Source organism: Streptomyces boetiae, assembly GCF_031845405.1.
GTDB lineage: Bacteria > Actinomycetota > Actinomycetes > Streptomycetales > Streptomycetaceae > Streptomyces > Streptomyces boetiae.
Window position 1 is genome coordinate 1 of sequence record NZ_JAVREN010000025.1, and the last position, 23,705, is coordinate 23,705.

Here is a 23,705-nt window from a genome sequence, read left to right on the forward strand (position 1 = left end):
GCCTCCGCGCCGGGCGGGACCTCAGGCCACGGGGTCGGTCGCGGCGGCGAAGTCCAGGACGGCCTCGACGACGCGGGGGTCGGCCAGGACGCGGCGGTGGCCCAGGCCGCGGGTGATCAGGAGGTCGGCCCGGTCGCCGTAAACGGCCGCGACCCGGCGGGACTCCCCGGCCGGGATCATGTCGTCCTCCTCGTCGTGGACGATCAGCATCGGCAGGGCGAGCTGCTCGGGGCGGTGGGTCGCGTTGAAGCCGTCCCACAGGCCGGGCTCGTCGGGGAACATCTCCTCGACGCGGCGGCGCAGCGCGGGCCGCAGCCACGGGCCCACGCCGAGCCCGAGGCGGAAGCCCTCGGCGATGGTGTCCATGCCGGAGGGGGCGCTGATGGCGACGAGGCGGTCGGCCTCCACGCCGCCCCGGACGGCGTAGTACGCGGCCAGGCCGCCGACCGAGTGGCCGACGACGGCGGCGAAACGGCCGTGCTCCCGATGCAGCCGCCGGGCGATGGCGCGGTACTCCACGATCGTGGTCGAACGACCGGGCGACTCGCCGTGCCCGGGGGCGTCGAAGGCCACGGGGCTGTAGCCGCGCTCGGTCAGAGCCGTCACCAGGGGGCTCCAGCGGGAGGCGCGGAACTGCCAGCCGTGCATCAGCAGCACGGGCCGCACGCCGTCGCCCCACTGGTGAACGACGGCCCGGCGGCCGTCGAGGACCAGCTCCGTGCGGGTGGCCCGGCGCATCACCGGCTCCTCCTCGGGGCGCTGGGAGGCCCGGGCCACCGGCCGGGCGAAGAGCGCGCCGGCCATCCGGCCGGCCAGGCGCGGGGCGACGCGGGCCGTCCCGTCGAGCGTGCTGCGGATCAGTGCGGCCCTGAGGTCCATCTCCGGACTCCCCCTCGGTCGGCGGCGGTTGACGAGATAGTAGCACGACCGTTCGGACAGTTTAGGGGAGCCGGGAAACGTCCGGCCGCGCCCGTCGCGCGACCCCGGGCCGGGAGCGTTCCCGCAGGTCAGAACGTTGCCCAGGCCGGGGCGACGCCCAGCCGGGGACGTTCCGCGGCCCGGGACGTTCGCCGGCTCAGTACGTTCCCGGGACAGGCTCGGGGCGTCGCCCGATCGTCTCCCTGGCCTCGGTGTCCCGGCGCACGAGGGCGGCGTACCGGCCCTCGAGGGCCATCAGCTCCTGATGGGTGCCGCGCTCGGCGATCCGGCCGCCGTCGAGGACGACGATCTGGTCCGCGTCGCGGACGGTGGAGAGGCGGTGGGCGATGGTGAGGGTGGTGCGCCCGGTGGACAGGGCGTCGACGGCACGCTGGACGGCCTCCTCGGTTCTGGTGTCCAGCGCACTGGTGGCCTCGTCGAGGACCAGCACCGGCGGGTCGCGCAGGATGGCGCGGGCCAGGGCCAGGCGCTGCTTCTCGCCGCCGGAGAAGCGGTACCCGCGCTCGCCGACCACGGTGCGGTACCCGTCGGGAAGGGCGGCGATGTGGTCGTGGATGCGGGCGGCGCGGGCCGCGGCCTCGATCTCCTCCTCGGTGGCTTCCGGCTTCGCGAAGCGCAGGTTCTCCTCCACCGTGGCGTGGAAGAGGTACGTCTCCTGGGAGACGACGCCCACCGCGGCGGCCAGGGAGGCGAAGGAGAGGTCGCGCACGTCCGTGCCGTCCAGCGTCACGCGGCCCTCGGTGACGTCGTACAGGCGCGGGACGAGGTAGCCCAGGGTGGACTTGCCCGCGCCCGTGGCGCCGACGACGGCGAGGGAGCCCCCGGCGGGGACGGTGAGGTCGATGCCGGTGAGCGCGGGTCCGGCCGCGCCCTCGTAGGCGAAGCCGGCGTTCTCGAAGCGGATCTCGCCGCGCGCCCGCTCCAGGTCGACCGGCTCGGGGCGCTCGGTGATCCCGGGGCGCAGGTCGAGGTACTCGAAGATGCGCTGGAAGAGCGCGAGGGAGGCCTGCACGTCCACGCCGGTGGACAGCAGCGAGACGGCCGGCCGCAGCAGCCCCTGCTGGAGGGTCACGAAGGCCACGAGAGTGCCGATGGAGGGCGGGGTGCCGCCCAGTTCGAGAAGGGCCCCCGCCGAGGCGTACAGCAGCGCGGGGATGGCGGCCATGATCATGCCGATGGTGGCCATCCGCCAGCGCCCGGCCATGCTGGCGCGCACCTCCAGGCCGACCAGGCGGGCTGACTCGGCGGCGAAGTCGCGGGTGAGGGCGTCGGCGCGGCCCATGGTGCGGCTCAGCAGGACGCCGCTGACGGACAGGGACTCGGTGACCATGGCGGCCATGGCGGCCATCTGCTTCTGCCGCTGAGTGGTGATCCGCTTCCGCTCCCGGCCCACGCGGCGGGCGATCCAGACGAAGCAGGGCAGCAGCGCGAGGGAGACGAGGGTCAGCCGCCAGTCCAGGGCCAGCATCGCGACGACGGTGGCGGTGACGGCGGTGACGTTGGAGACCAGGGAGGTGGCCGTGGAGGTGACGGTCGCCTGCATGCCGCCGATGTCGTTGGCGATCCTGGACTGGACCTCGCCGGTGCGGGTGCGGGTGAAGAACGCCAGCGGCATCTGCTGGAGGCGCGTGTACACGGCGGTGCGCAGGTCGTGCATGACCCGCTGGCCGACGGTGGTGGAGATCAGCGTCTGGAGCACGCCGAAGACGCTGCTGGTGACGGCCGTGGCGACCATGCCGAGCGCGAGGAGGACCAGCAGGCCGGTGCGGCGCTCGGGCAGGGCGGTGTCGATGATCTCGCGGATGAGGAAGGGCGTGGCGACGGCGACCAGCGAGGAGGCGCCGACGAGCAGGCCGACGACGGCCAGCCGGGCCCGGTAGGGGCGGAAGAGGCGCAGGACGCGGCGTATCGGGGCCGGCTCCCGTGCTTCGGCGGGCGGCTCGTCCGCCGGGGACCAGGGGTGGGTGGGGTGCGGCATGGGCTCCTTCGGGGCGCGGCGGGCGCGGCCGGGCCGGGTACGGCCCGCGCGGGGTAACGGCTACGGGGGTGAGGACTGCGGGGTGGTGAGGGTCGCGGAGTGGTGACGACCCTCCAGCCTACGAGGCCGCGCCGACACCGGGACCGCCCGCACTGGCCGGGGGCCGCCCGCCGTGTTACCAAGGCGCCATGCCCGCCCGCCTCTCCCCCGCCGCCTGGGACGCCGTGATCGTCGGCGGCGGCCACAACGGCCTGGTCGCCGCCGCCTACCTCGCCCGCGCCGGCCGCTCGGTGCTGGTCCTCGAACGCCTCCCGCACCCCGGGGGCGCCGCCGTCTCCGGCTCGCCCTTCCCCGGCGTGACGGCGCGGCTCTCGCGCTACGCCTACCTGGTGAGCCTGCTCCCGCAGCGGATCATCCGGGACCTGGGGCTGCCGCTGGCGCTGCGGAAGCGGGCGTTCGCCTCGTACACGCCGACGGTGCGCGGCGGCCGTCCGACGGGCCTGCTGATCGGGGGCGGGGAGGGCAGGACGCGGGAGGCGTTCGCGCGGCTGACGGGCTCGGAGCGGGAGTACGCCGCGTGGCAGCGGTTCTATGCGATGACCGGGCGGGTGGCCGCCCGGGTCTTCCCGACGCTCACCGAGCCGCTGCCCACCCGCGCCGGGCTGCGGGCCCTGGTGGACGACGACGCGGCCTGGGAGGCGCTGTTCGAACGGCCGCTGGGCGAGGCGGTGGAGGCCGCCTTCGAGGACGACCTGGTGCGCGGCGTGGTGCTGACGGACGGCCTGATCGGAACGTTCGCCCGGGCGCACGACCCGTCCCTGCGGCAGAACCGGTGCTTCCTGTACCACGTGATCGGCCAGGGCAGCGGCGACTGGGACGTGCCGGTGGGCGGGATGGGCGCGGTGAGCACCGCGCTGGCCGACGCGGCGCGGGCCGCCGGGGCGGAGCTGCGGACCGGGCACGAGGTGACGGGCATCGCCACGGACGGCACCCGGGCGGAGGTGGCCTTCCGGACGGCGGCGGGCGAGGAGGGGCTGGCCGCGGCGCGGCACGTGCTGGTGAACGCCGCGCCCCGGGAGCTGGCCGGGCTGCTGGGCGAGGCGGCCACGCCGGAGGTTCCCGGGCCGCGGGAGGCGCGGGCCCCGGAGGGGGCGCAGTTCAAGGTCAACATGCTGCTGCGGCGCCTTCCGGCGCTGCGGGACCCTCACGCCGATCCCCGCGAGGCCTTCGCCGGGACGTTCCACGTCGCCGAGGGATACCGGCAGTTGGAGGCCGCCTACCTGGAGGCGGCGGCGGGGCGGCGGCCGGCGACCCCGCCGAGCGAGGTGTACTGCCACTCGCTGACCGACCCCACGATCCTGGGGCCCTCGCAGGCCGCGGCCGGGTTCCAGACGCTGACGCTCTTCGGGCTGCACACCCCGGCGCGGCTGTTCGCCGAGGACAACGACGCGATGCGGGCGGAGCTGCTGGACGCCACGCTGGAGGCGCTGGACGCGCACCTGGCGGAGCCGCTGCGGGAGTGCCTGGCGCTGGACGCGGAGGGCCGGCCGTGCCTGGAGGCCAGGACGCCGCTGGACCTGGACCGGGAGCTGCGGCTGCCGGGGGGCCACATCTTCCATCGCGACCTGGCGTTCCCCTACGCCGAGGACGCCGAGGAGGAGGCCGGGCGGTGGGGCGTGGGCACGCGGCACGCGAACGTCCTGCTGTGCGGGGCCGGGGCGCCGCGCGGCGGCGGGGTGAGCGGCATCCCCGGGCACAATGCCGCCATGGCGGCCCTGGGGCGCTGAACGGGCGTGGCGGCCCTCGGACGCTGAACGGGCGGCGCCGCGCGGGGCGTCACGGCTCGTCGCGCAGGCCCAGGCGCAGGTGCTCGCTGTGGTAGACGGCCTCGTCCAGCAGCTGGGCGACGTGGTTGTCGTGCAGGCTGTAGACGATGCGCCGCCCCTCGCGGGTGCCGGTGACCAGGCCGAGGGTGCGCAGCAGGCGCAACTGGTGGGAGACGGCGGACTGTTCCATGCCCACCGCCTCGGCCAGCGCGGTGACCGGCAGCGGTCCCTCGCGCAGCCGGGCCAGGATCAGCAGCCGGGAGGGCGTCGCCAGCGCCTGGAGCGTGGCGGCGACCGTCGCGGCGCTCTCGGCGTCGAGCTTGGCCGCCGGGGCCCCGCGGCGCTCCGCCCCATGTCCCATGTCCGGCATGCTACGGCCGTCCGGGCGCGCCGTGCACACCGCCGCCCTGGGCGGAAAACCCGTTGAACTCCGGCGCCCGGGACCGTGACCCTTGCGAGGTTGCCCAGTTCCGCCCGAACGATCCTGGGATGCCATGCAGATTCGCGATCTCCCGTACGAGGACCCCGGGGAGCCCGACGTACGGTCCGGACTCCGGTTCCTGGTCTGGCTGTTCCGCCGGCAGCTCGGCGGCCAGGCGAAGGCCCTGGCCTGGGGCACGCTGCACATGATCACGGTCGCGGCCCTGCCGCTGGCCCTGGGCCTGGCCATCGACGCCGTGGTGGACGGCTCGGGCCGCCGCCTCGGCCTGATCGGGCTGCTGCTCCTGGCGACCACGCTGCTGATGGCCCTGGCCGACGGCATGCTCCACCGGGTCGCGGTCACCAACTGGATCACCGCCGCCGCCCGTGTGCAGCAACTGCTGGCCCGCCGCACCGCCGAGCTGGGCGGCGTGCTGACCCGCCGGGTGGCGGCGGGCGAGGTGGTCAAGGTCTCCACCGGCGACGTGGAGAAGATCGGCTGGTTCGTGGAGTCCTTCTCCCGCTTCCTGGCCGCCGTGCTCGTCAGCCTCGCCGTCTGCGCCGGGCTGATCGTCCACGAGCCGCAGCTCGGTCTCGTCGTGCTCGGCGGCGTGATCGCGGTGGCGCTGAGCGTGTGGCCCCTGCTCCCCGCCGCGACCCGGCGCGCGGACGCGGAACGCACCACCTCGGGCCGGGCCACCGAGCTGGCCTCCGACACGGTCGCCGGGCTGCGCGTGCTGCGCGGCATCGGCGGCGAGGAGCTGTTCCTCGAACGCTACCGGCGGGCCTCGCAGGACGTGCGCGCCGCCTCGGTGCGCAGCGCCCGGATGTGGTCCCTGATCGCGGCCGTGCAGGTGGTCATGCCCGGGCTGCTGATGATCGTCGTGGTGTGGCAGGGCGCGCGGATGGCGCTGGACGGCCGCATCGGGCCCGGCGAGCTGGTGGCGGTCTACGGGGCGGTGACCTTCCTGCTGTTCCCGCTGCGGCTGTTCGAGGAGACGGCCATGGCCTTCACCTTCTCGCGGCCCTCGGCCCGGCGCGCGGTGCGGGTCCTGGCCCTGCGCCGGGAGGCGGGCGCGGCGGAACGGCCGGCGGCCGGCGCAAGCTCCGGCTTCGGCTCCGGTGAGGACGGCCGGGCTCTGCCGCCGGAGGGCGACCTGGCCGACCCGGCCAGCGGCCTGCTCGCCCCGGCCGGCCTGCTGACGGCCGTGGTCTGCGGGGACCCCCACGACGCGGAGCGGCTGGCCGAGCGCCTGGGCGGGCACGCAGCCCGGGAGGAGGAGGCCCCCTCGGCGCGCCTGGGCGGGGTGCCGCTGGAGGCGGTGCCCCGGAGCGCGGCGCGCGCCGCCGTGCTGGTGCAGGACAAGGACCCCGTGCTGCTGTCGGGAACGCTCGGCGAGCTACTGGACGTTCCCCGCTCCGGCCGGGTGGAGCCGGACGAGGCGCTGTCGGCCGCGCGGTGCGAGGACGTGCTGGCGGCGCTGGCGCAGGCCGCGCCGGACGGCAGCGGCGACCCGATGCGCACCCGGATCACCGAGCGCGGCCGTTCGCTCTCCGGCGGCCAGCGGCAGCGGCTGGCCCTGGCCCGCTCGCTGGTGGCCGACCCGCCCGTGCTGGTCCTCGACGAGCCGACCTCGGCCGTGGACGCCCACACCGAGGCGCGCGTCGCGGAGGGCCTGGCCCGGCTGCGCGCCGGGCGCACCACCGTGGTGTTCACCTCCAGCCCGCTGCTGCTGGACCGGGCCGACCTGGTGGCGTTCGTCCACGAGGGCGCCGCGGTCGCGACCGGCACACACCGGGAGCTGCTGCGCACCGCCCCCGCCTACCGGGCCGTGGTGACCCGCGAACCGGAGCCCCGCCCGGCGGGCCCGGCCGGGCCCGCCGTTCCGGGCCGCACCGCCGCCCAACTCGCCGAGGAGACCGCATGATCGGGGTCCCGCCCCCCGCATTCGACCCCGCCGCCACCGAGCACGCCACCACGCTGCCGGTGGCCGGCCGGGAGACCGTGCGCCGCTACACCCGCGGGCTGCTGCGCCGCCACCGGCGGCCGTTCGCCCTGCTGATCGGCGCGAACGCCATCGCCGTCGTGGCCTCGATGGCCGGCCCCGCGCTGCTGGGCGGGGTGGTGGAGGACCTGGCGGACGGCGAGCGGGAGCTGCACCTGGCCCGCACCGTGGCGTTCTTCGCCCTCGCCCTGGCCGTGCAGGCCTGCTTCATCCGGCTCGTCCGGCTGCGCAGCGCGGTGCTGGGCGAGCGGATGCTGGCCGACCTGCGGGAGGACTTCCTGGTCCGCTCGGTGGGCCTGCCCCCGGGCGTGCTGGAGCGCGCGGGCACCGGCGACCTGCTGGCCCGCATCAACACCGACATCGACCGGCTGTCGAAGGCGATGCGCGAGGCGCTGCCCGAGATCGCCATCGCCGCGGTGTGGGCGGCGCTGCTGCTGGCCGGGATCGTGGTGACCGCGCCGCCGCTGGGCCTGGCGGTGCTCCTCGCGCTGCCGCTGCTGCTGCCGGTGTGCGTCTGGTACTTCCGCCGGGCCCCCTCGGCCTACCGCTCGGAGTCCGCCGGGTACGCGGCCGTGGCCGCCGCGCTGGCGGAGACCGTGGACGCGGGGCACACGATCGAGGCGCACCGGCTGGAGCGGCAGCGGGTGGCGCTCTCCGACCGCCGTGTCTCCGAGTGGACCCGGTGGGAGCGGTACACCCTCTGGCTGCGCTCGGTGCTGATCCCGGTGATCAACGTCTACCACGCGACGATCGTCAGCGGCGTGCTGCTGCTGGGCGGCTGGTTCGTGCTGGAGGGCTGGATGACCGTCGGCGAGCTGACGACGGGCGCACTGCTGGCCCAGATGATGATCGAGCCGGTGGGGATGATCCTGCGCTGGATGGACGAGCTGCAGGTCGCGCAGGTCTCGCTGGCGCGGCTGGTGGGCGTGCACGAGGTGGAGGAGGAGGGCGGCGACGCATCGCTGACCCCGCGGGGGCGCCGGCTGAACGCCGACCGCGTGCGGTTCGGGTACCTGGCGGGCAGCGACGTGCTGCACGGCGTCTCCCTGGACGTGCCGCCCGGCGCCCGCGTCGCGCTGGTGGGCCCCTCGGGCGCGGGCAAGTCCACGCTGGGCCGCCTGCTGGCGGGCATCTACGCGCCCAGGACCGGCCGGGTGACGCTGGGCGGGACGCGGCTGGCCGGCATGACGGCCGAGCGGGTGCGCGAGCAGGTGGCGCTGGTCAACCAGGAGCACCACGTCTTCGTCGGCCCGCTGCGCGACAACCTGCTGCTGGCCCGCGCGGGCGCGACGGACGCCGAGCTGTGGGCGGCGCTGGGCGCGGTGGACGCGGACGGCTGGGCCCGGGAGCTGCCGGAGGGGCTGGACACGGAGGTCGGCTCGGGCAAGGTGACGGTCTCCCCGGCCCGCGCCCAGCAGATCGCGCTGGCCCGGCTGGTGCTGGCCGACCCGCACACGCTGGTGCTGGACGAGGCCACCTCGCTGCTCGACCCGCGGGCGGCGCGCCACCTGGAGCGTTCCCTGGCGCGGGTGCTGGAGGGGCGCACGGTGATCGCCATCGCGCACCGGCTGCACACCGCCCACGACGCGGACGTGATCGCCGTGGTCGAGGACGGCCGCATCAGCGAGCTCGGCAGCCACGACGAGCTCGTGGCCGCCGACGGCGCCTACGCCGCGCTCTGGCGCTCCTGGCACGGCTGAGCCGGGCGCGTTCCCTTGGGGTCCCTCGGGGGAACGGCCCCGGCGGCGCCGTCGCCCGGCGCACGGCCCGGCGCACGGCCGGGCCGGCCCGCACGCGGGGCGAACGGCCGCGGCCGACGGCCGGTCAGTCCGCCAGGGCCGCGCGGCAGGCGGCCACCGCCATGCGTTCCAGCGTGGGCGGGAGCGGCTCGCCGGAGGCCAGGCGGCGGCGGACGGCCGCGTAGGGGATGTCGACCAGCGCGAAGGTGACACGCTCCACCGCCTCCTTCGAGGCCCGCCCGTACAGCGCGCGGGCGTGGCCGCGCAGGGCGTCGGCCACGGCGTCGTTCAGCCCGGCCAGCTCCTCGCCCAGCTCCCGGGGCCAGCGCCTCACCAGATCCTCGCGGCGGTGGAGCAGCAACAGCCTTGCCTCGCCCGGGTGTTCGGCGACCCAGCGCAGGGCCAGGGCGACGGCCCGCTCGGCCGCCAGGCCGGGGTCGTCCCCGCCGGGCGGCGCGTCGAGGAACGCCCGCTGGACCCGCCGCACGCTGCGCACCCACAGCCGCGCCAGCAGCAGGTCGCGCGAGGCGAAGCGGTGGTAGACGGAGCCGACCGGGGCGCCCGCCGCGGCGGCCACGTCCGCGATGGTGACCGCGGGGGCACCCCGGGCCACGGCGATGCCCAGCGCGGCGTCGAGGAAGTCGTCCTCGGCGAACTTCGGTCGGCGGCCCACGGGGGCAGTCTAGGCGGCCCCTCCCTTTTGGCGAATCCGTATTCTAGAATGCTTCCCGGCTGCTCCCGCGAAGGGCCCCGAAGGCCGCGGGAGGAAGGAGGCGCCATGACCACCACCAACGGCACCGGCGGGCCGGTGACCGCCCCGGCGACGCTCGACCTCGGCCTGGCCCGGCAGGTGCTGGCGGCCCAGCCCTTCAGCCGCCTGCTGGGCGCCCGGCTCGCCGCCTTCGGCGAGGGCACCGCGACGCTGGAGGTCGAGCTGCGCGAGGACCTGCGCCAGCAGAACGGGTTCGCCCACGGCGGCGTCCTGGCGTACGCGGCGGACAACGCCCTCACCTTCGCCGCCGGGAGCGTGCTCGGGCCGGCGATCCTGACCGGCGGCCTCGGCCTCCAGTACCTGCGCCCCGCCCGGGCGGGCACGCTGCGGGCCGAGGCCCGGGTGATCCACGCCGGCGCGCGCCAGGCGGTGTGCGGCTGCGAGCTGTTCGCCGTCGACGGGACGGGCGAGGCCGTGCTGTGCGCCGTGGCCCAGGGGACGGTGCTGCGATCCGGGGCGCCGAGGCCGTAGCGGCCCCGAGGCGCGGCGGCCTCAGGCCGCCAGGACGACGGCCCCCACGCCGCCCGCCGCGCCCAGCAGCATGAACGCCGGCATCAGCACGCGGTTCTCCACCCAGGCCCCGGCCCGGAAGCGCATGAACCGCGGCGTGCCCAGCGGGTACCAGCGCTTGCCGGCGATGGGCAGCGGCCACAGCATCGGGCAGCCGGAGACGGTGAGCGCGTCGCCGAGGGTGTGCACCACCGAGCCCAGCACGATGGGCACGCCCAGCCACAGGTAGGGCCGGCCGTCCGCGAGCCAGTCCGCGCCGCCGCCGGGCTCGTTCAGCGCCCCGGCCAGCAGCCAGGCGCTGGTGGCCCCCAGGAGCCAGACCAGGACGTCGCTGGAGACCCGGGCCATCCGCCACAGCAGGCCCTCCACCGCGAGCACCACGTGCACGAAGAGGATGACGAGGACGGCCCAGCGGCCCCAGGCGACGGCCGCCGCGGAGAACCCGGCGCCGACCAGCACGGCCCAGATCCAGGTGTGGGTCAGGGTGCGGTGGCCGCCGGTGCGGCGGCGTTCGCCCTTGGCGCGGGTGGCGTTGTAGACGGCCTCGGAGAGCTTGTCGATGGCGGCGGCCAGCAGCTTCGACAGGGGCCCGAAGGCCCGGGATATGGTCGCGGACTTCTGGTCGAGGTCCGGGGCCAGGGCCGCGCCCGCGCAGATCAGCGTCCCGGCGACCAGCACCGTCCAGGGCATCGGCCGGTCCCAGGCGGCCGCCGCCGCGCCGAGGCCGAGCCAGGCCGCCGCCCCGGAGAGTGAGTGCGCCGGACCCATCATCGTCGTGCCCCCCGTGCCCCATCGTGCCGTCGTGCGCGGGCCGTTGGGGCCCGGTGACCGCACAGCGTAGCGCCTCGCGATCTTCGCCGGGGCGGCCGGTTGCGGGCGGGGCGCCGGTTGCGGGCAGTATGGACCGGTGACTCTCATCGATCAGATGCCTGCCGACAGCGATCCCGACGCGCTCTACGACGCCTTCTCGTCGTGGGCGCTGGAGCGGGGGATCTCCCTCTACCCCGCGCAGGAGGAGGCCCTGATCGAGGTGGTCTCGGGCGCCAACGTCATCCTGTCCACCCCGACCGGCTCGGGGAAGTCGCTGGTCGCGGCCGGGGCGCACTTCGCCGCGCTCTCCCGGGACGAGGTGACGTTCTACACCGCCCCCATCAAGGCGCTGGTGTCGGAGAAGTTCTTCGACCTGTGCAAGCTCTTCGGCACCGAGAACGTCGGCATGCTCACCGGCGACGCCTCCGTGAACGCGGACGCGCCCGTGATCTGCTGCACGGCCGAGGTGCTGGCCTCCATCGCGCTGCGGGACGGCGCCGAGGCGGACGTCGGCCAGGTGGTGATGGACGAGTTCCACTTCTACGCCGAGCCGGACCGCGGCTGGGCCTGGCAGATCCCGCTGCTGGAGCTGCCGCAGGCGCAGTTCGTGCTGATGTCGGCCACGCTGGGCGACGTCAGCCGCTTCGAGGAGGACCTCACGCGGCGAACGGGCCGGCCCACCTCGGTGGTGCGTTCGGCGACCCGGCCGGTGCCGCTGAGCTACGAGTACCGCACCACCGGGCTGACCGAGACGATCACGGAGCTGCTGGGCGCGCGGCAGGCGCCGGTGTACATCGTGCACTTCACGCAGGCGCAGGCCGTGGAGCGGGCACAGGCGCTGATGAGCATCAACATGTGCACCCGCGAGGAGAAGGACCGCATCGCGGAGCTGATCGGCAACTTCCGCTTCACCACGCGCTTCGGCCGCAACCTCTCGCGGTACGTGCGGCACGGCATCGGCGTGCACCACGCGGGGATGCTGCCCAAGTACCGGCGGCTGGTGGAGAAGCTGGCGCAGGCGGGGATGCTGAAGGTGATCTGCGGCACCGACACCCTCGGCGTGGGGGTCAACGTCCCCATCCGCACCGTGCTGTTCACGGCGCTGACGAAGTACGACGGCAGCCGGGTGCGGGTCTTGCGCGCGCGGGAGTTCCACCAGATCGCGGGGCGCGCGGGGCGGGCCGGGTTCGACACCTCGGGCCTGGTGGTGGCCCAGGCCCCGGAGCACGTGGTGGAGAACGAGCGGGCGCTGGCGAAGGCGGGCGACGACCCCAAGAAGCGGCGGAAGGTGGTCCGCAAGAAGCCGCCGGAGGGCTTCGTCAACTGGAGCGAGGAGACGTTCCAGCGGCTGATCGGGGCCGAGCCGGAGCCGCTGACCTCCCGCTTCCGCGTGACGCACGCGATGCTGCTGGCCGTCATCGCGCGGCCGGGCGACGCCTTCGCCGCGATGCGCCGGCTGCTGGAGGACAACCACGAGCCGCGCCGCCAGCAGCTGCGGCACATCCGGCGGGCCATCGCCATCTACCGCTCCCTGCTGGACGGCGGGATCGTGGAGCGGCTGCCCGAGCCGGACGCGCAGGGCAGGCTCGTGCGGCTGACGGTGGACCTCCAGGCGGACTTCGCGCTCAACCAGCCGCTGTCGACGTTCGCCCTGGCCGCCTTCGAGCTGCTGGACCCGGCCTCGCCCTCCTACGCGCTGGACATGGTGTCGGTGGTGGAGTCCACGCTGGACGACCCGCGCCAGATCCTGGCGGCCCAGCAGAACAAGGCCCGCGGCGAGGCGGTGGCCGAGATGAAGGCCGAGGGGGTGGAGTACGAGGAGCGGATGGAGCGGCTGATGGACATCACCCACCCGCAGCCGCTGGCCGAACTTCTCTTCCACGCCTACGGGGTGTACCGCAAAAGCCACCCGTGGGTCGGGGACCACCCGCTCTCCCCCAAGTCGGTGGTACGCGACATGTACGAACGCGCCATGACCTTCGGGGAGTTCGTCTCCGCCTACGAGCTGGCGCGCACCGAGGGCATCGTGCTGCGCTACCTGGCCGGCGCCTACAAGGCGCTGGAGCACACCGTGCCCGACGACCTGAAGTCCGAGGACCTCCAGGACATCACGGCCTGGCTGGGCGAGCTGGTGCGGCAGGTGGACTCCAGCCTGCTGGACGAGTGGGAGCAGTTGGCCAACCCCGAGGCCGAGGACGCCACCGAGGCGCAGGACCGCGCCGACCAGGTGCGTCCCGTGACGGCCAACGCCCGGGCGTTCCGCGTGCTGGTGCGCAACGCCCTCTTCCGCCGGGTGGAGCTGGCCGCCCTGGGCCGGACGGCCGAACTGGGGGAGCTGGACGGCGAGTCGGGCTGGAACGCGGAGGCGTGGGCAACCGCGCTGGAGGCGTACTGGCAGGAGTACGACGAGCTGGGCACCGGCCCCGACGCGCGCGGGCCGCGGCTGCTGCACATCGAGGAGCGGCCCGCGGACGGGCTGTGGCGGGTCCGGCAGACCTTCGCCGACCCCGAGGGCGACCACGACTGGGGCATCTCGGGGGAGGTGGACCTCACCGCCTCGGACGCGGAGGGCCGGGCCGTGATCAAGATCACGGGCGTCGGGCCGCTGTGAGGCGCCGGGAATGACCGGTTCGCACGGATCGGCGGGGGCGTCCGGGGCGGCGGGGCGGGGCGGGCCGGGCGGGGGCCCGGCCCGTCAGGGGGTGTCGCGGGCGGCCAGGCCCATGTGCTCGCCGACCTTGTTGACCAGGAGGGTCATCTCGTACCCGATCTGGCCGATGTCGGCGTCGGCCCCGGCCAGCACGCACAGGCAGCTGCCGTCCCCGGCGGCCGTGACGAAGAGCACCCCGTCGTCGAACTCGATCATCGTCTGGCGGACGCCGCCCACCGCGAAGTGGTCGCCCACTCCTTTGGCGAGGCTGTGCAGGCCGGAGGACACGGCCGCCAGGTGCTCGGCGCTGCTCCGCTTCAGCCCGCGGCTGACCGAGGTCACCAGCCCGTCGCTCGACAGCAGCAGGACGTGCCGCACGCGAGGCAGCCGTTGCGCCAAGTCGTCCAGCAGCCAGTCGAGCGTGGTGCTCAGTGCCATCCCCAGCTCCCCCTTCTCGTAAGGCGACTGCTGTGTCAGCCTTCCCCACGAAGAGGCTGTCGGCAACCACCTGTGCGCTACCGCTATCCGGAAGCGACCGTACCGGGCGGCCCGGCCGGCCGCGCCACCGGGGCGCGGGGGCCGGGCGGGAGCGGCGCGGGCGGCCGTTCCACCGGCGGTGGGCCGTTGCGGCGCGGGTCAGCCCTCGCGCAGGGGCGCGCCGACCCGGTGCATGTGGGCCAGGGCCTGCCGGTAGGAGTCGAGCAGGCCGGTCTCGGCGTAGGAGACGCCCGCCTCGCGGCAGTAGTGGCGGACCAGGGGTCGGGCCAGCCGCAGGTGGTAGCGGGGCATGCCGGGGAAGAGGTGGTGCTCGATCTGGTAGTTGAGGCCGCCCATCAGCCAGTCGGTGACGGGGCCGCCGCGGACGTTGCGCGAGGTGAGGACCTGGCGGTGCAGGTGCCCCCAGCGCTCCCCGTCCTGGCCCGGCATCGCCATGCCCTTGTGGTTGGGGGCGAAGACGGCGCCCAGGTGGAGGCCGAAGAGGGCGTGGTGCACGAGCGCGAAGACCACGGCCTTGCCCGGGGAGAGGACGGTCAGCAGCAGCCCGGCGTAGCCGGCGGCGTGCACGACGAGCAGCAGGGCCTCCACGGCCCTGGCCCGGCCGCCCTGGCGCTCCCAGCCCTCACGCGAGAGGACCATCCGCACGCTGGCTACCTTCAGCGCGATGCCCTCCAGCAGCAGGAGGGGGAAGAACAGGCGCGCCTGGTGGCGGGTGAGCCAGCGGCCGAAGCCGGTGCGGCGGGCCGCCTGGTGCTCGGCCCACACAAGGACCCCGACGCCCACGTCGGGGTCCTTGTCGAGGTGGTTGGGGTTGGCGTGGTGCCGGTTGTGCTTGTCGTTCCACCAGGCGGAGCTCATGCCCAGCAGGAGGTTGCCCTGAACCAGCCCGAGGAGGCGGTTGACGCGGCGGGTGCGGGCGATCTGCGCGTGGCCGGCGTCGTGGCCGAAGAACGCGGTGCGGGTCCACAGCAGCGCGAGGGGAACGGCCAGGGCCACCGTGGCCCACCGGTCGCCCAGGGCCACCACGGCCGCCAGCGTGGCGGCGAGCGCCAGGGCGTTGACGGTCATGCCGGCCGCGTACCAGCCCCGGCGCCGCTGGAGGAGGCCCTGGCCCCGGATCTGCCGCAGCAGCGGCGCGAACTCGCCGGACGGTGCGGCGGCGGCCGGCGGAGCGGCGGTAGGCGGGGCGGTGGCCTGGGGCATGGTGGTCTCCCGGGTCGGGGGCAAGGACTGAGCTCTTCCTGCCAACCTAGGAATCGGGCGGCCGGGGGGCCATGGCCACAGCACCCGGACGGAAGGTGTACCCAGCCCCCCTACCGCCGCGGGGGCGAACCGGGTAGTGGCGGCGGGCGTTTCGCGTCCGGGCCGCGGTGCAGTACCCTCGGCGGTCGCCCGCTAGTCAAACTTGAGGAGTCGGCCGCGCGTGAACCGCATCCCCGTGCCTGACCCCAGCCCCGCCCCGGCCGGGGGCGCCGCGACCGCCGGTCTCCCGGCGCCGCCGGCCGCCTGCGCGGCCGTGTTCCTGCCCGCCGACCCGCCCCGCGCCTCCCGCGTCGCGTTCTGGCGCCCGGACGGCGGCCCGCTCCCCGCCCGGCCCGGCAGGGAGGCAGTCCTGGAGGTGGCCGTTCCCGACGGCGCGGGCGGGGCGGCGGTGCACGCCGTGCCCGCCCTCCTGCTGCCGGTGGCCGAGGCCCTGCCCCTGCTCGCGCGGGCCGGGGCGCCCGGCGCGGGCGCCCACCCGGCCGCGGCCTGCTGGGGCGCCGCCGCGCTGGGCGCCCTTCATCTGGCCGCGCGCGGGCGGCTGTTGCCGGGCGTGAGCCCCGCCGGGCACGACGCCTGGCGGATGGGCCCGCTGGAGCCCGCGGACGCCGAGCGGCTGCGCGCCCTGGCCGCGGCGCTGCCGCCCGAGGGGCACGCCGTCCCGGTGCAGGGGTCCGAGAACGGAGGGGACGGAGGAGACGGCCGGGCCGGCGAGGGCGGCCCCCTGCTGCCCCGGCCCGAGGCGCTGCTGCGGGCGTTCCTGGACGCGGTGGCCGACGTCCTGCCGCGCACGCCCGCGGCCGGACACGCGGCCGGGGCGGGCGCGTTCGCCTCCCCGGCCCCCCTGTCGGCACACGGGCTGCGGCCCTGGGCCGAGGGTGTGGCGGCCGGGCACGACGCGGGCGTGCGCCTGTCGCTGCGCGTGGAGGCGCACGGGCACGGCGGCCCGGACGGCGCCCCGCCCCGCTTCCGCGCCGTCCTGCGGCTGCGCGCCGCCGCCGACCCGGGCCTGGCCGCCGACGCCGCCGAGGTCTGGGCGGGCACCTCCGCCGCCGCGCGGACGTTCGGCCCGCGCGCCCGCGCCGACGCGCTGCTGGCCCTGCGCCGCGCCGCCACCGCGTGGGAGCCGCTGACCCCGCTGCTGACCGCCGCCGTCCCGGACCGCCTGGAGCTGGACGAGGAGGACCTCGGCGCGCTGCTGAGCGCTCCGGTGGGGCGGGCGCTGGAGGCGGCGGGCCTGGGCGTGGAGTGGCCGCGGGAGTTCGCGCGCGGGCTGACCGTCCGCGCCGTGGTCGGCGGCCCCGCGGCGGACACGGACGCCCCGGACGCCCTCAGCGCGGCAACGGCCGGGGCAGGGGCGGCCGGCGGCACCCCGGCGACCGGCGGACTGCTGTCGTTCGACTGGCGCGTGGCGCTGGGTTCCACGGAGCTGAGCCGCGCCGACCTCGACCGGCTCGCCGAGGCCGGGCGCCCCCTGGTCAGGCTCCGCGAGGGCTGGGCCCTGGCCGACCCAGGGGAGCTGCGCCGCGCCGCGCGGCACCGGGAGCGCAAGGTCACCGTCGCGGAAGCGCTGGGCGCCGCGCTGGCCGGCAGCACCGAGGAGGCCGGGGAGCGTGTCGAGGTCACGGCCGAGGGCGGGCTGCGCGACCTGCGCGACCTGCTGGCCGGGACCGGCGACGCGGAGGGCACGGTCGCGCCGCCCCCCGGCCTGGCCGCCGCCCTGCGCGGCTACCAGCTGCGCGGCCTGGCCTGGCTGCACCGCAGGACCGCGCTGGGCCTGGGCGCCTGCCTGGCCGACGACATGGGCCTGGGAAAGACCGTCACCCTCATCGCGCTCCACCTGCGCCACCAGGCCGGCCCCGCCACCGCCGGGCCCACGCTCGTCGTCTGCCCCGCCTCGCTGCTGGGCAACTGGGAGCGCGAGATCGCCGCGTTCGCCCCCGGCACCCCCGTGCGCCGCCACCACGGGGGCCGGCGCGACCTGACCGGGCTGCCGAGTGGCGCGTTCGTCCTCACCACCTACGGCACGCTGCGCCAGGACGCCGCGCGCCTGGCCGCCGCGGCCGACTGGTCCCTGGTGGCCGCCGACGAGGCCCAGCACGCGAAGAACGCCTCCTCGGCCACCGCCCGCGCGCTGCGCGCCGTCCCCGCCCGGGCCCGGGTCGCCCTGACCGGGACCCCGGTGGAGAACGACCTCTCCGAGCTGTGGGCCCTCCTGGACTGGACCACCCCCGGCCTGCTCGGCACGCGCGCCGCCTTCCGCCGCCGCCACGCCGCCCCGGCCGAGGGCGGAGATCCGGCCGCCGCCGCGCGCCTGGCCCGCCTGGTCGGGCCGTTCCTGCTGCGCCGCCGCAAGTCCGACCCCGGGATCGCCCCCGAGCTGCCGCCCAAGACCGAGACCGACCGGGCCGTGGCCCTCACCCCCGAGCAGGCCGGGCTGTACGGTGCTGCGGTCCGCGAGGGCCTGGCCGCCGTGGCCGGCACGCGGGGCGCGGCCCGGCGCGGCGGCGTGGTGCGGCTGCTGACGGCGCTGAAGCAGATCTGCAACCACCCCGCCCAGTACCTGCGCCAGGAGGACGCGCCGCTGGCCGGGCGTTCGGGAAAGCTGGAGCTTTTCGACGAGCTGCTGGGGACGATCCTCGCCGGGGGCGCGGCCACCCTGGTCTTCACCCAGTACGTGCGGATGGCCCGGCTGCTGGAGCGGCACCTGGCGGAGCGCGGGGTGCCCAGCCTGCTGCTGCACGGCGGAACGCCCCTGGCCCGCCGGGAGGAGCTGGTGCGGGACTTCGCGGAGGGGCGCGCGCCGGTGTTCCTGCTCTCGCTCAGGGCGGCGGGCACGGGCCTGAACCTCACCCGCGCCGAGCACGTCGTCCACTACGACCGCTGGTGGAACCCCGCGGTGGAGGCGCAGGCCACCGACCGCGCCCACCGGATCGGGCAGGAGCGCCCGGTGCAGGTGCACCGGCTGATCAGCGAGGGGACCGTGGAGGACCGGATCGCGGAGCTGCTGCGGCGCAAGCGGGAGCTGGCCGAGTCGGTGCTGGGCGCGGGCGAGGCGGGGCTGACCGAGCTGTCGGACGCGGAGCTGGCCGAGCTGGTGGCCCTGCGCGCGGACGGGCGGTGACCGGGCGGTGAGCGCCAACTCGAATCCGGAGGACGGAGGTTCGGCGGCCATGGCGGAGCGGGAGCTGGTCTTCCGGGCGCTGCCGCCCGCGCGGGGGCGCGGGTTCGCGGAGACCTGGTGGGGGCGTTCCTGGCTGCGGGCCCTGGAGGAGAGCGCGCTGGACGGCGCGCGGCTGCGCGAGGGACGCCGCAGGGCGCGGGCCGGGGCGGTCGGCGCGGTCTCGGTGCGCCCGGGCCGGCTGACCGCCGTGGTGCGGGACGCGGACGCCACGGGGCACCGCGCGGACGTGCTGCTGCGGACGTTCTCCGCGCGGGAGTGGGACCGGCTGCTGGACGCCACCGCGCGCGAGGGCGGGCACCTGGCCGCGCTGCTCGACGGGGAGCTGCCCGAGCGCCTGGTGGAGGACGCGACGGCGGCAGGCGTGGAGCTGCTGCCGGGCATCGGGGACCTGGAGCCGGAGTGCGAGTGCGGCGAGTGGGACCACTGCGCGCACACCGCCGCGCTCGCCTACCAGGTGGGCCGGCTGCTGGACGAGGACCCCTTCCTGCTCCTGCTGCTGCGCGGGCGGGCCGAGCGGGAGCTGATGGAGGCGCTGCAACGGCGAACCGCCGCGCGGGAGGGCGCTCAGGAGGCGCCCGCGCCTCCGCTCGGGATTCCGGCCGCCGGGGCGTACGCGCGGGCAGCCGCCGGGCTGCCGCCGCTTCCCGCGCCGCCGGACGCGGTGGAACGCCCGGGGCGGGCGCCGTCCTGGGAGGGCGGCGCGCCGCCGCCGGACTGGCTGGACGTGGAGGCCCTGGCCTTCCTGGCGGGGGACGCGGCGGCCCGCGCGGCCCGCCTGCTGGCGGGGGCCCTGCGGGGGTCGGGGGCCGGGGGCGGGGCCCCGGGGCCGGCCGGGGAGGACGCCGTGTGGCGGGACGCCGTGCGGCTCGCGGCGGGTGGCCCACCGGAGGCGGTCGCGCGACGGCTGGCCCGCGCCTGCGGGCGCGGCCCCGGGGAGCTGGAACGGGCCGCCGCCGCGTGGCGGGCGGGCGGCCCGGCGGCCCTGGAGGTGCTCGCGGAGGACGCGCCGCCCGCCCCGGCCTGGGCCGTGGCGCGGCTGGCGGGGGCGTGGGCGGGCGAGGAGCGCCGGCCGGTGCTGCGCGGCGGCGGGCACCGCTGGACCGTGGTCGGCGAGGGCGTGCAGCTGCGCTGCGGCGCGGACGGCCGGTGGTGGCCGTTCCGGAAGGAGGGCGGGCGGTGGTGGCCGGCCGGAGGGCCCGAGCGCGACCCGGGGGCCGCCCTGACCGCCGCCCGCGAGGCGGCGGCGGAGGCCGCCGGGAGCGCGGGCGGGGATCAGGCCACCGCGTCCAGCACGGGGTAGTAGCCCTCCGCCTGGCCCTCTGCCGTGGGGTGGTACGAGTCGCCCACCGGCAGGGTGACGCTGTGCAGCCACTCGTCGGAGGAGCAGATCTCGTGCCCGTCGAAGGCTGGGCGGACGTCGCCGAAGGCGAAGCCGTGGTCGGCGGCGCGCTTGGCGATCGTCTCGTTCAGCAGGTCGGCCGTGGCGTTGATTACGGCCCGCGACTCCTCGCTGATGCCCAGCAGGCAGCCGCCGTCCAGCTCGTAGAGGTGCGGATAACCCAGCACCGCCACCTCGGCGTTGGGCGCCCGCTCCACGATCTCGGCGTAGAGCGCGTCGAGGGCGGCGGGCAGCGCGGCGCGGATGTACTCGTCGGCGGCGGCCAGCGCCGTCAGGCAGGCGTCGGTGCCGCGCAGCACGCAGGTCTGGATGGTGTCGGCGAAGCCCGCGTCGTTGCCGCCCGCGGTGACGCTCACCAGGGCCGTTTCCCGGTCCAGCGGGCCGAGTTGCGAGGCGAGCACGTCCTGCGTGCGGGCCCCGGAGCAGGCCGTGAACTCGAAGGAAGCGGGGTCGTGGGCCTCGGCCCACAGGGCGGGGTGGGCCACGGCGCTGCGGCGGCAGTCGCCGCTGGCCGGGTCGTAGTCGCCCGCCCCGACGCCGGCGGCGTAGGAGTCGCCCAGGGCGACGTAGGCGCCGGAGGCGGCGGCGGCGGGCGAGGGCAGCAGGGCGGGGACGCCGAGGACGAGGGCCGCGGTGGCGGCTGCCGAGGCGAGGGGGCGGGGCTTCATGGGAACCTCCCGGAACACAACCCGTGGGGGGACGCGAGCCGCGGGCGCTCCCGGCGTCGGTGCGCCGGCCGCGTCCGTGCTCACCCTCAGCAACGACGGACCGCGCCTCGGGTGACGCCTTCCGGGGGGTCGGGCCCAGGGTCAGGGCCGGACGGCCACCCCGGACCAGAAGCCGAGCCCGCGCAGCACCGGGTCGTCCGGCACGGGCTTCTCCGGGCGCCAGAACGGCGGCTGGACCAGGCCGGGTTCGAGGAGGTCCCAGCCCTGGAAGAAGTCCAGGATCCGCTCCCGGGGCCGCAGGGTGAGGGTGGCGGCGGCACCCTCGTAGACCTTCTCCACGGCCGCCAGGCGCTCGGCGTCGTGGAAGTCGGTGGTGCCGTGGCTGATGACCACGCAACTGCCGGGCGGCAGCGGCTCGGTGAGGGCGGCGACCAGCCCGCCGGGGTCGGCCTCGTCGGGGACGAAGTGCAGCAGGGCCACCAGCAGCAGGGCGACGGGCTGCCCGAAGTCGATGAGCCCGGCGACGGCCGGGTGGCCCAGGATGGCGCGCGGGTCGCGGACGTCCGCCAGGGCGAAGGCCGCGTTGCCGGTGCTGGTCAGCTTGGCGCCGGCGTAGGCGCTGACGATGGGGTCGTTGTCCACGTAGGCGACGCGCACGCCCGGGTCGACGGCGCGGGCGACCTCGTGGGTGTTGGGCGAGGTGGGGATGCCGGTGCCCACGTCGATGATCTGGCGTATGCCGCGCCGGGTCACCGCCCGGACGGCCCGGTGCAGGAAGCCGCGGTTCTCGCGGGCGGCCGGGTAGATGTCGGGCAGCAGCGCGGCCACGCCGTCCGCGGCCCGGCGGTCCACCTCGTAGTTGTCCTGGCCGCCGAGCCAGTAGTCGTACATCCGCGCCGGGTGCGGCCGGGAGGTGTCGATCTGCTCGGCGCTGAAGCCCTCCTCGCCCGGGTCCTGGACGTGCGTCGCCTCGCTCGCGTCGTTCAACGCTCTTCCCTCTTCCTCGTGTGCGGTCCCTCGTGTGCGGTCCCTCGTGTGCGGTCCCTCGTGTCCGGTCCCTCGTGTCCGGTCCCTCGTGTCCGGTCCCTCGTGTCCGGTCCCTCGTGTCCGGTCCCTCGTGTGCGGTCCCTCGTGTCCGGTCCCTCGTGTCCGGTCCCTCGTGTCCGGTCCCTCGTGTCCGGTCCCGCGCCGGGACCGGCCGCGGCGCGGTGTCCACCCCCCCGTGGGCGGGCACCGCGCCGCGTCCTCCCGCGGGGGTGGCCTGGGGTCTCAGACGAGGAGGAAGTCCGCCGCTCCGGACTTCACTCCCCGGATGAACCGTTCGATCTCGCAGTGCGAGTAGATGAGCGCCGGGCCGTCCGGGTCGTCGGACTGGCGCACGGCGACGCGGCCGTCGCCCAGCGGCAGGACCTCGACGCAACTGCCGCCGTTCCCGCCGCTCCACGGCTTGCGCCAGCCCTCGGTGCCGAGGTGCTTGGCGGGCATGCCGTTGTAGATGCGATCCATGGATCAGAGCTCCTTGCGAATGCCACTGAGGATGGCCTCGGTACGGTGCACGGGCGCGGCCTGCGCGCACATGCGGTCCAGGGCCTCCCGGAACGCCGACACGTCGTCGCGCTGATCGAAGTACGCGGCGCCGACCAGGCTTTCCGCGCACGCGACGTCCGAGAGCTCGGCGAGGGGGAACCGGAAGAGGTGGAAGGGGCCGTACATCGCCGGATGGGGCCCCGCGGAGAACGGCATGACCTGCACGCGCACGTGGGGCTGCGCGGTCTGCTCGATGAGCCGGGTGATCTGGGCGCGCATGACGTGGGGGCGGCCGATGGGCCGGCGCAGGACGGTCTCGTCCATCACCACCCACAGCAGGGGGGGCTGCTTGCGCGCCAGCACCTCCTGCCGGGCCAGCCGCAGCGCGACCAGGCGCTCGACCTCGGCCGCGGGCGCGTGCGGCATCCCGGCGCGCAGCACCGTGGTGGCGTACGCCTCGCTCTGGAGCAGGCCGGGCACGTAGTGCGGCTCGTAGGCGCGGATCTGGTCGGCCTCGGCCTCCAGGCTGACGAAGGCGCTGAACCACTCGGGCAGCACGTCGCGGTAACGGTGCCACCAGCCGGGCCGGTTGGCCTCCCGGACCAGCTCCAGGAAGGCGTCGAGGTCCTCCTGCGCGGTGACGCCGTAGCTGCGCAGCAGCTTCTCGACGTAGGGGACCTTGAGGCCGACCTGCGCCTTCTCCATCCGGCGGATGGTGGCGTGGGTGACGTCCAGGGCGCGGGCGGCCTCCTCGAACGTCAGCCCCGCGGCCTCGCGCAGGTCCTGAAGGCGCTTGCCCAGCACCAGCCGCAGCACCGTCGCCGCACCGCCCGCCGGCCCATTCGCCACCCGCTGATCCCCTCAACTCCCGTTTGTCCCTTGGCAGTCTGCCATGTCACCGACGCGCGCAACAGGTTGTCATCGGGCTTTCTGTCATTTGCAGGCTGGCTCTTGCCGGATGAGAGGAGCAGCCCGCAGAGTGGGACGGTGGCTTTCTTCCCTTACGCACCCCGGCTGCCGGAGCAGCGGTCCGCGGCGGGCGCGCCGGGCGGGCGGGTCTCGTTCCGCCTGCCCGCCGCGGAGACCGCGGCGGCGGAGGCGCGAAGACGCACGAGGCGGCAGCTGAGCGAGTGGCGCGCGCCCGCGCACGCCTCGGAGAACGCGCAGCTGATCATCTCCGAGCTGGTGACGAACGCCCTGCGGCACACGGACAGCGAGACGGTCGGCTGCGAGCTGCGGATCACGGGGTCACTGCTGCGCGTCGCGGTGGACGGCGCGGGCCGCGGCCCCGAGGCGCGCCCGGCGCGGGCGGGCGCCGAGGACGAGGGGGGACGCGGGCTGCTGCTGGTGCACGCCCTGGCGCGGGGCTGGGGGGTGCGCCCCGGCACGGCCGGGGGGCACGTGGTGTGGGCCGAGCTGCCGCTCGCCGGCCCCTCCGGGGGCGCGCCCGGAGCGTGAGACGGGCCTCCTTATCCGGACCGAACAGCGGGCTCTTTACCATCCCATTACACTTGCTTGG

At 76.2% G+C, this 23,705-nt stretch carries 19 protein-coding genes; 8 read left to right on the forward strand and 11 right to left on the reverse strand.

The genetic code is table 11. The annotated features are described in order from the left end of the window. Nucleotides 1-21: 21 nt before the first annotated feature. Entirely contained in the window at nt 22-879 is an 858-nt protein-coding gene (locus RM780_RS17210; RefSeq protein ID WP_311631630.1) for an alpha/beta hydrolase, read from the reverse strand. Between the two features lie 196 nt (nt 880-1,075). Beyond that, nucleotides 1,076-2,917, reverse strand: coding sequence for an ABC transporter ATP-binding protein (locus RM780_RS17215; RefSeq protein ID WP_311631631.1), 1,842 nt, complete (start codon nt 2,915-2,917; stop codon nt 1,076-1,078). A gap of 188 nt (nt 2,918-3,105) precedes the next feature. Between RM780_RS17215 and RM780_RS17220 the strand changes: the two genes are divergently transcribed. Then, the gene (locus RM780_RS17220) at nt 3,106-4,704 is read left to right on the forward strand and encodes a phytoene desaturase family protein (RefSeq protein ID WP_311631632.1); all 1,599 of its coding nucleotides are present in this window, start codon (nt 3,106-3,108) and stop codon (nt 4,702-4,704) included. Between the two features lie 49 nt (nt 4,705-4,753). On the opposite strand, the gene RM780_RS17225 is transcribed toward RM780_RS17220, so the two are convergent. Continuing rightward, nucleotides 4,754-5,104, reverse strand: coding sequence for an ArsR/SmtB family transcription factor (locus tag RM780_RS17225; RefSeq protein ID WP_311631633.1), 351 nt, complete (start codon nt 5,102-5,104; stop codon nt 4,754-4,756). Nucleotides 5,105-5,237: 133 nt separating this feature from the next. Here RM780_RS17225 and RM780_RS17230 point away from each other — a divergent pair, with 133 nt between their 5' ends. Together RM780_RS17230 and RM780_RS17235 are read left to right on the forward strand one after the other, a co-directional pair. Then, on the forward strand, nt 5,238-7,091 hold the full coding sequence (locus RM780_RS17230) for an ABC transporter ATP-binding protein (RefSeq protein ID WP_311631634.1): 1,854 nt from the start codon (nt 5,238-5,240) through the stop codon (nt 7,089-7,091). After that, on the forward strand, nt 7,088-8,869 hold the full coding sequence (locus RM780_RS17235; RefSeq protein ID WP_311631635.1) for an ABC transporter ATP-binding protein: 1,782 nt from the start codon (nt 7,088-7,090) through the stop codon (nt 8,867-8,869). The genes RM780_RS17230 and RM780_RS17235 overlap by 4 nt, the downstream gene beginning before the upstream one ends. A gap of 124 nt (nt 8,870-8,993) precedes the next feature. On the opposite strand, the gene RM780_RS17240 is transcribed toward RM780_RS17235, so the two are convergent. After that, nucleotides 8,994-9,581 carry a TetR family transcriptional regulator gene (locus RM780_RS17240; RefSeq protein ID WP_311631636.1) on the reverse strand — a complete coding sequence of 196 codons (588 nt, stop codon included), beginning with the start codon at nt 9,579-9,581 and terminating at the stop codon, nt 8,994-8,996. A 105-nt stretch (nt 9,582-9,686) separates the two neighbouring features. On the opposite strand from RM780_RS17240, the gene RM780_RS17245 reads away from it, so the two are divergent. Beyond that, complete coding sequence (locus tag RM780_RS17245) at nt 9,687-10,151, forward strand: PaaI family thioesterase (RefSeq protein WP_311631637.1); 465 nt, start codon at nt 9,687-9,689, stop codon at nt 10,149-10,151. Nucleotides 10,152-10,172: 21 nt separating this feature from the next. Here RM780_RS17245 and RM780_RS17250 read toward each other — a convergent pair whose 3' ends face one another. Continuing rightward, nucleotides 10,173-10,961 (reverse strand): metal-dependent hydrolase, encoded by a 789-nt coding sequence (locus RM780_RS17250; RefSeq protein ID WP_311631638.1) that lies wholly within the window; start codon nt 10,959-10,961, stop codon nt 10,173-10,175. Between the two features lie 136 nt (nt 10,962-11,097). Between RM780_RS17250 and RM780_RS17255 the strand changes: the two genes are divergently transcribed. Continuing rightward, nucleotides 11,098-13,611 (forward strand): DEAD/DEAH box helicase, encoded by a 2,514-nt coding sequence (locus RM780_RS17255; RefSeq protein WP_311631639.1) that lies wholly within the window; start codon nt 11,098-11,100, stop codon nt 13,609-13,611. Between the two features lie 84 nt (nt 13,612-13,695). Here RM780_RS17255 and RM780_RS17260 read toward each other — a convergent pair whose 3' ends face one another. Next, nucleotides 13,696-14,088: a roadblock/LC7 domain-containing protein gene (locus RM780_RS17260; protein ID WP_311631640.1), complete on the reverse strand. Its 393-nt coding sequence runs from the start codon at nt 14,086-14,088 to the stop codon at nt 13,696-13,698. 198 nt (nt 14,089-14,286) lie between these two features. Beyond that, complete coding sequence (locus RM780_RS17265) at nt 14,287-15,351, reverse strand: fatty acid desaturase family protein (RefSeq protein WP_311631641.1); 1,065 nt, start codon at nt 15,349-15,351, stop codon at nt 14,287-14,289. A gap of 220 nt (nt 15,352-15,571) precedes the next feature. Between RM780_RS17265 and RM780_RS17270 the strand changes: the two genes are divergently transcribed. Further along, nucleotides 15,572-18,532, forward strand: a complete 2,961-nt coding sequence (locus RM780_RS17270) for a DEAD/DEAH box helicase (RefSeq protein WP_394812998.1) — start codon at nt 15,572-15,574, stop codon at nt 18,530-18,532. A 49-nt stretch (nt 18,533-18,581) separates the two neighbouring features. Beyond that, nucleotides 18,582-19,892 (forward strand): SWIM zinc finger family protein, encoded by a 1,311-nt coding sequence (locus RM780_RS17275; RefSeq protein WP_311631696.1) that lies wholly within the window; start codon nt 18,582-18,584, stop codon nt 19,890-19,892. On the opposite strand, the gene RM780_RS17280 is transcribed toward RM780_RS17275, so the two are convergent. From RM780_RS17280 to RM780_RS17295, 4 genes are all read right to left on the reverse strand, one after another. Further along, nucleotides 19,865-20,659 (reverse strand): SGNH/GDSL hydrolase family protein, encoded by a 795-nt coding sequence (locus RM780_RS17280; RefSeq protein ID WP_311631642.1) that lies wholly within the window; start codon nt 20,657-20,659, stop codon nt 19,865-19,867. The two genes, RM780_RS17275 and RM780_RS17280, sit on opposite strands and share 28 nt — an antisense overlap. Nucleotides 20,660-20,800: 141 nt before the next feature. Continuing rightward, the gene (locus RM780_RS17285) at nt 20,801-21,646 is read right to left on the reverse strand and encodes an SAM-dependent methyltransferase (protein WP_311631643.1); all 846 of its coding nucleotides are present in this window, start codon (nt 21,644-21,646) and stop codon (nt 20,801-20,803) included. A gap of 282 nt (nt 21,647-21,928) precedes the next feature. Continuing rightward, nucleotides 21,929-22,165, reverse strand: coding sequence for a DUF397 domain-containing protein (locus RM780_RS17290; protein ID WP_311631644.1), 237 nt, complete (start codon nt 22,163-22,165; stop codon nt 21,929-21,931). A 3-nt stretch (nt 22,166-22,168) separates the two neighbouring features. Next, nucleotides 22,169-22,993, reverse strand: a complete 825-nt coding sequence (locus tag RM780_RS17295) for a helix-turn-helix domain-containing protein (protein WP_394812999.1) — start codon at nt 22,991-22,993, stop codon at nt 22,169-22,171. A gap of 180 nt (nt 22,994-23,173) precedes the next feature. On the opposite strand from RM780_RS17295, the gene RM780_RS17300 reads away from it, so the two are divergent. Further along, nucleotides 23,174-23,644, forward strand: a complete 471-nt coding sequence (locus RM780_RS17300) for an ATP-binding protein (RefSeq protein ID WP_311631646.1) — start codon at nt 23,174-23,176, stop codon at nt 23,642-23,644. The last annotated feature ends 61 nt before the right edge of the window (nt 23,645-23,705 follow it).

What these genes read in the sequence shown, in the direction of transcription:
- RM780_RS17235 (WP_311631635.1), top strand. Translation starts at nt 7,088, where the DNA reads ATGATCGGGGTCCCGCCCCCCGCATTCGACCCCGCCGCCACCGAGCAC.
- RM780_RS17220 (WP_311631632.1), top strand. Translation starts at nt 3,106, where the DNA reads ATGCCCGCCCGCCTCTCCCCCGCCGCCTGGGACGCCGTGATCGTCGGC.
- RM780_RS17260 (WP_311631640.1), bottom strand. Translation starts at nt 14,088, where the DNA reads ATGGCACTGAGCACCACGCTCGACTGGCTGCTGGACGACTTGGCGCAA.
- RM780_RS17230 (WP_311631634.1), top strand. Translation starts at nt 5,238, where the DNA reads ATGCAGATTCGCGATCTCCCGTACGAGGACCCCGGGGAGCCCGACGTA.
- RM780_RS17280 (WP_311631642.1), bottom strand. Translation starts at nt 20,659, where the DNA reads ATGAAGCCCCGCCCCCTCGCCTCGGCAGCCGCCACCGCGGCCCTCGTC.
- RM780_RS17275 (WP_311631696.1), top strand. Translation starts at nt 18,582, where the DNA reads ATGGCGGAGCGGGAGCTGGTCTTCCGGGCGCTGCCGCCCGCGCGGGGG.
- RM780_RS17265 (WP_311631641.1), bottom strand. Translation starts at nt 15,351, where the DNA reads ATGCCCCAGGCCACCGCCCCGCCTACCGCCGCTCCGCCGGCCGCCGCC.
- RM780_RS17210 (WP_311631630.1), bottom strand. Translation starts at nt 879, where the DNA reads ATGGACCTCAGGGCCGCACTGATCCGCAGCACGCTCGACGGGACGGCC.
- RM780_RS17290 (WP_311631644.1), bottom strand. Translation starts at nt 22,165, where the DNA reads ATGGATCGCATCTACAACGGCATGCCCGCCAAGCACCTCGGCACCGAG.
- RM780_RS17225 (WP_311631633.1), bottom strand. Translation starts at nt 5,104, where the DNA reads ATGGGACATGGGGCGGAGCGCCGCGGGGCCCCGGCGGCCAAGCTCGAC.
- RM780_RS17250 (WP_311631638.1), bottom strand. Translation starts at nt 10,961, where the DNA reads ATGATGGGTCCGGCGCACTCACTCTCCGGGGCGGCGGCCTGGCTCGGC.
- RM780_RS17215 (WP_311631631.1), bottom strand. Translation starts at nt 2,917, where the DNA reads ATGCCGCACCCCACCCACCCCTGGTCCCCGGCGGACGAGCCGCCCGCC.
- RM780_RS17245 (WP_311631637.1), top strand. Translation starts at nt 9,687, where the DNA reads ATGACCACCACCAACGGCACCGGCGGGCCGGTGACCGCCCCGGCGACG.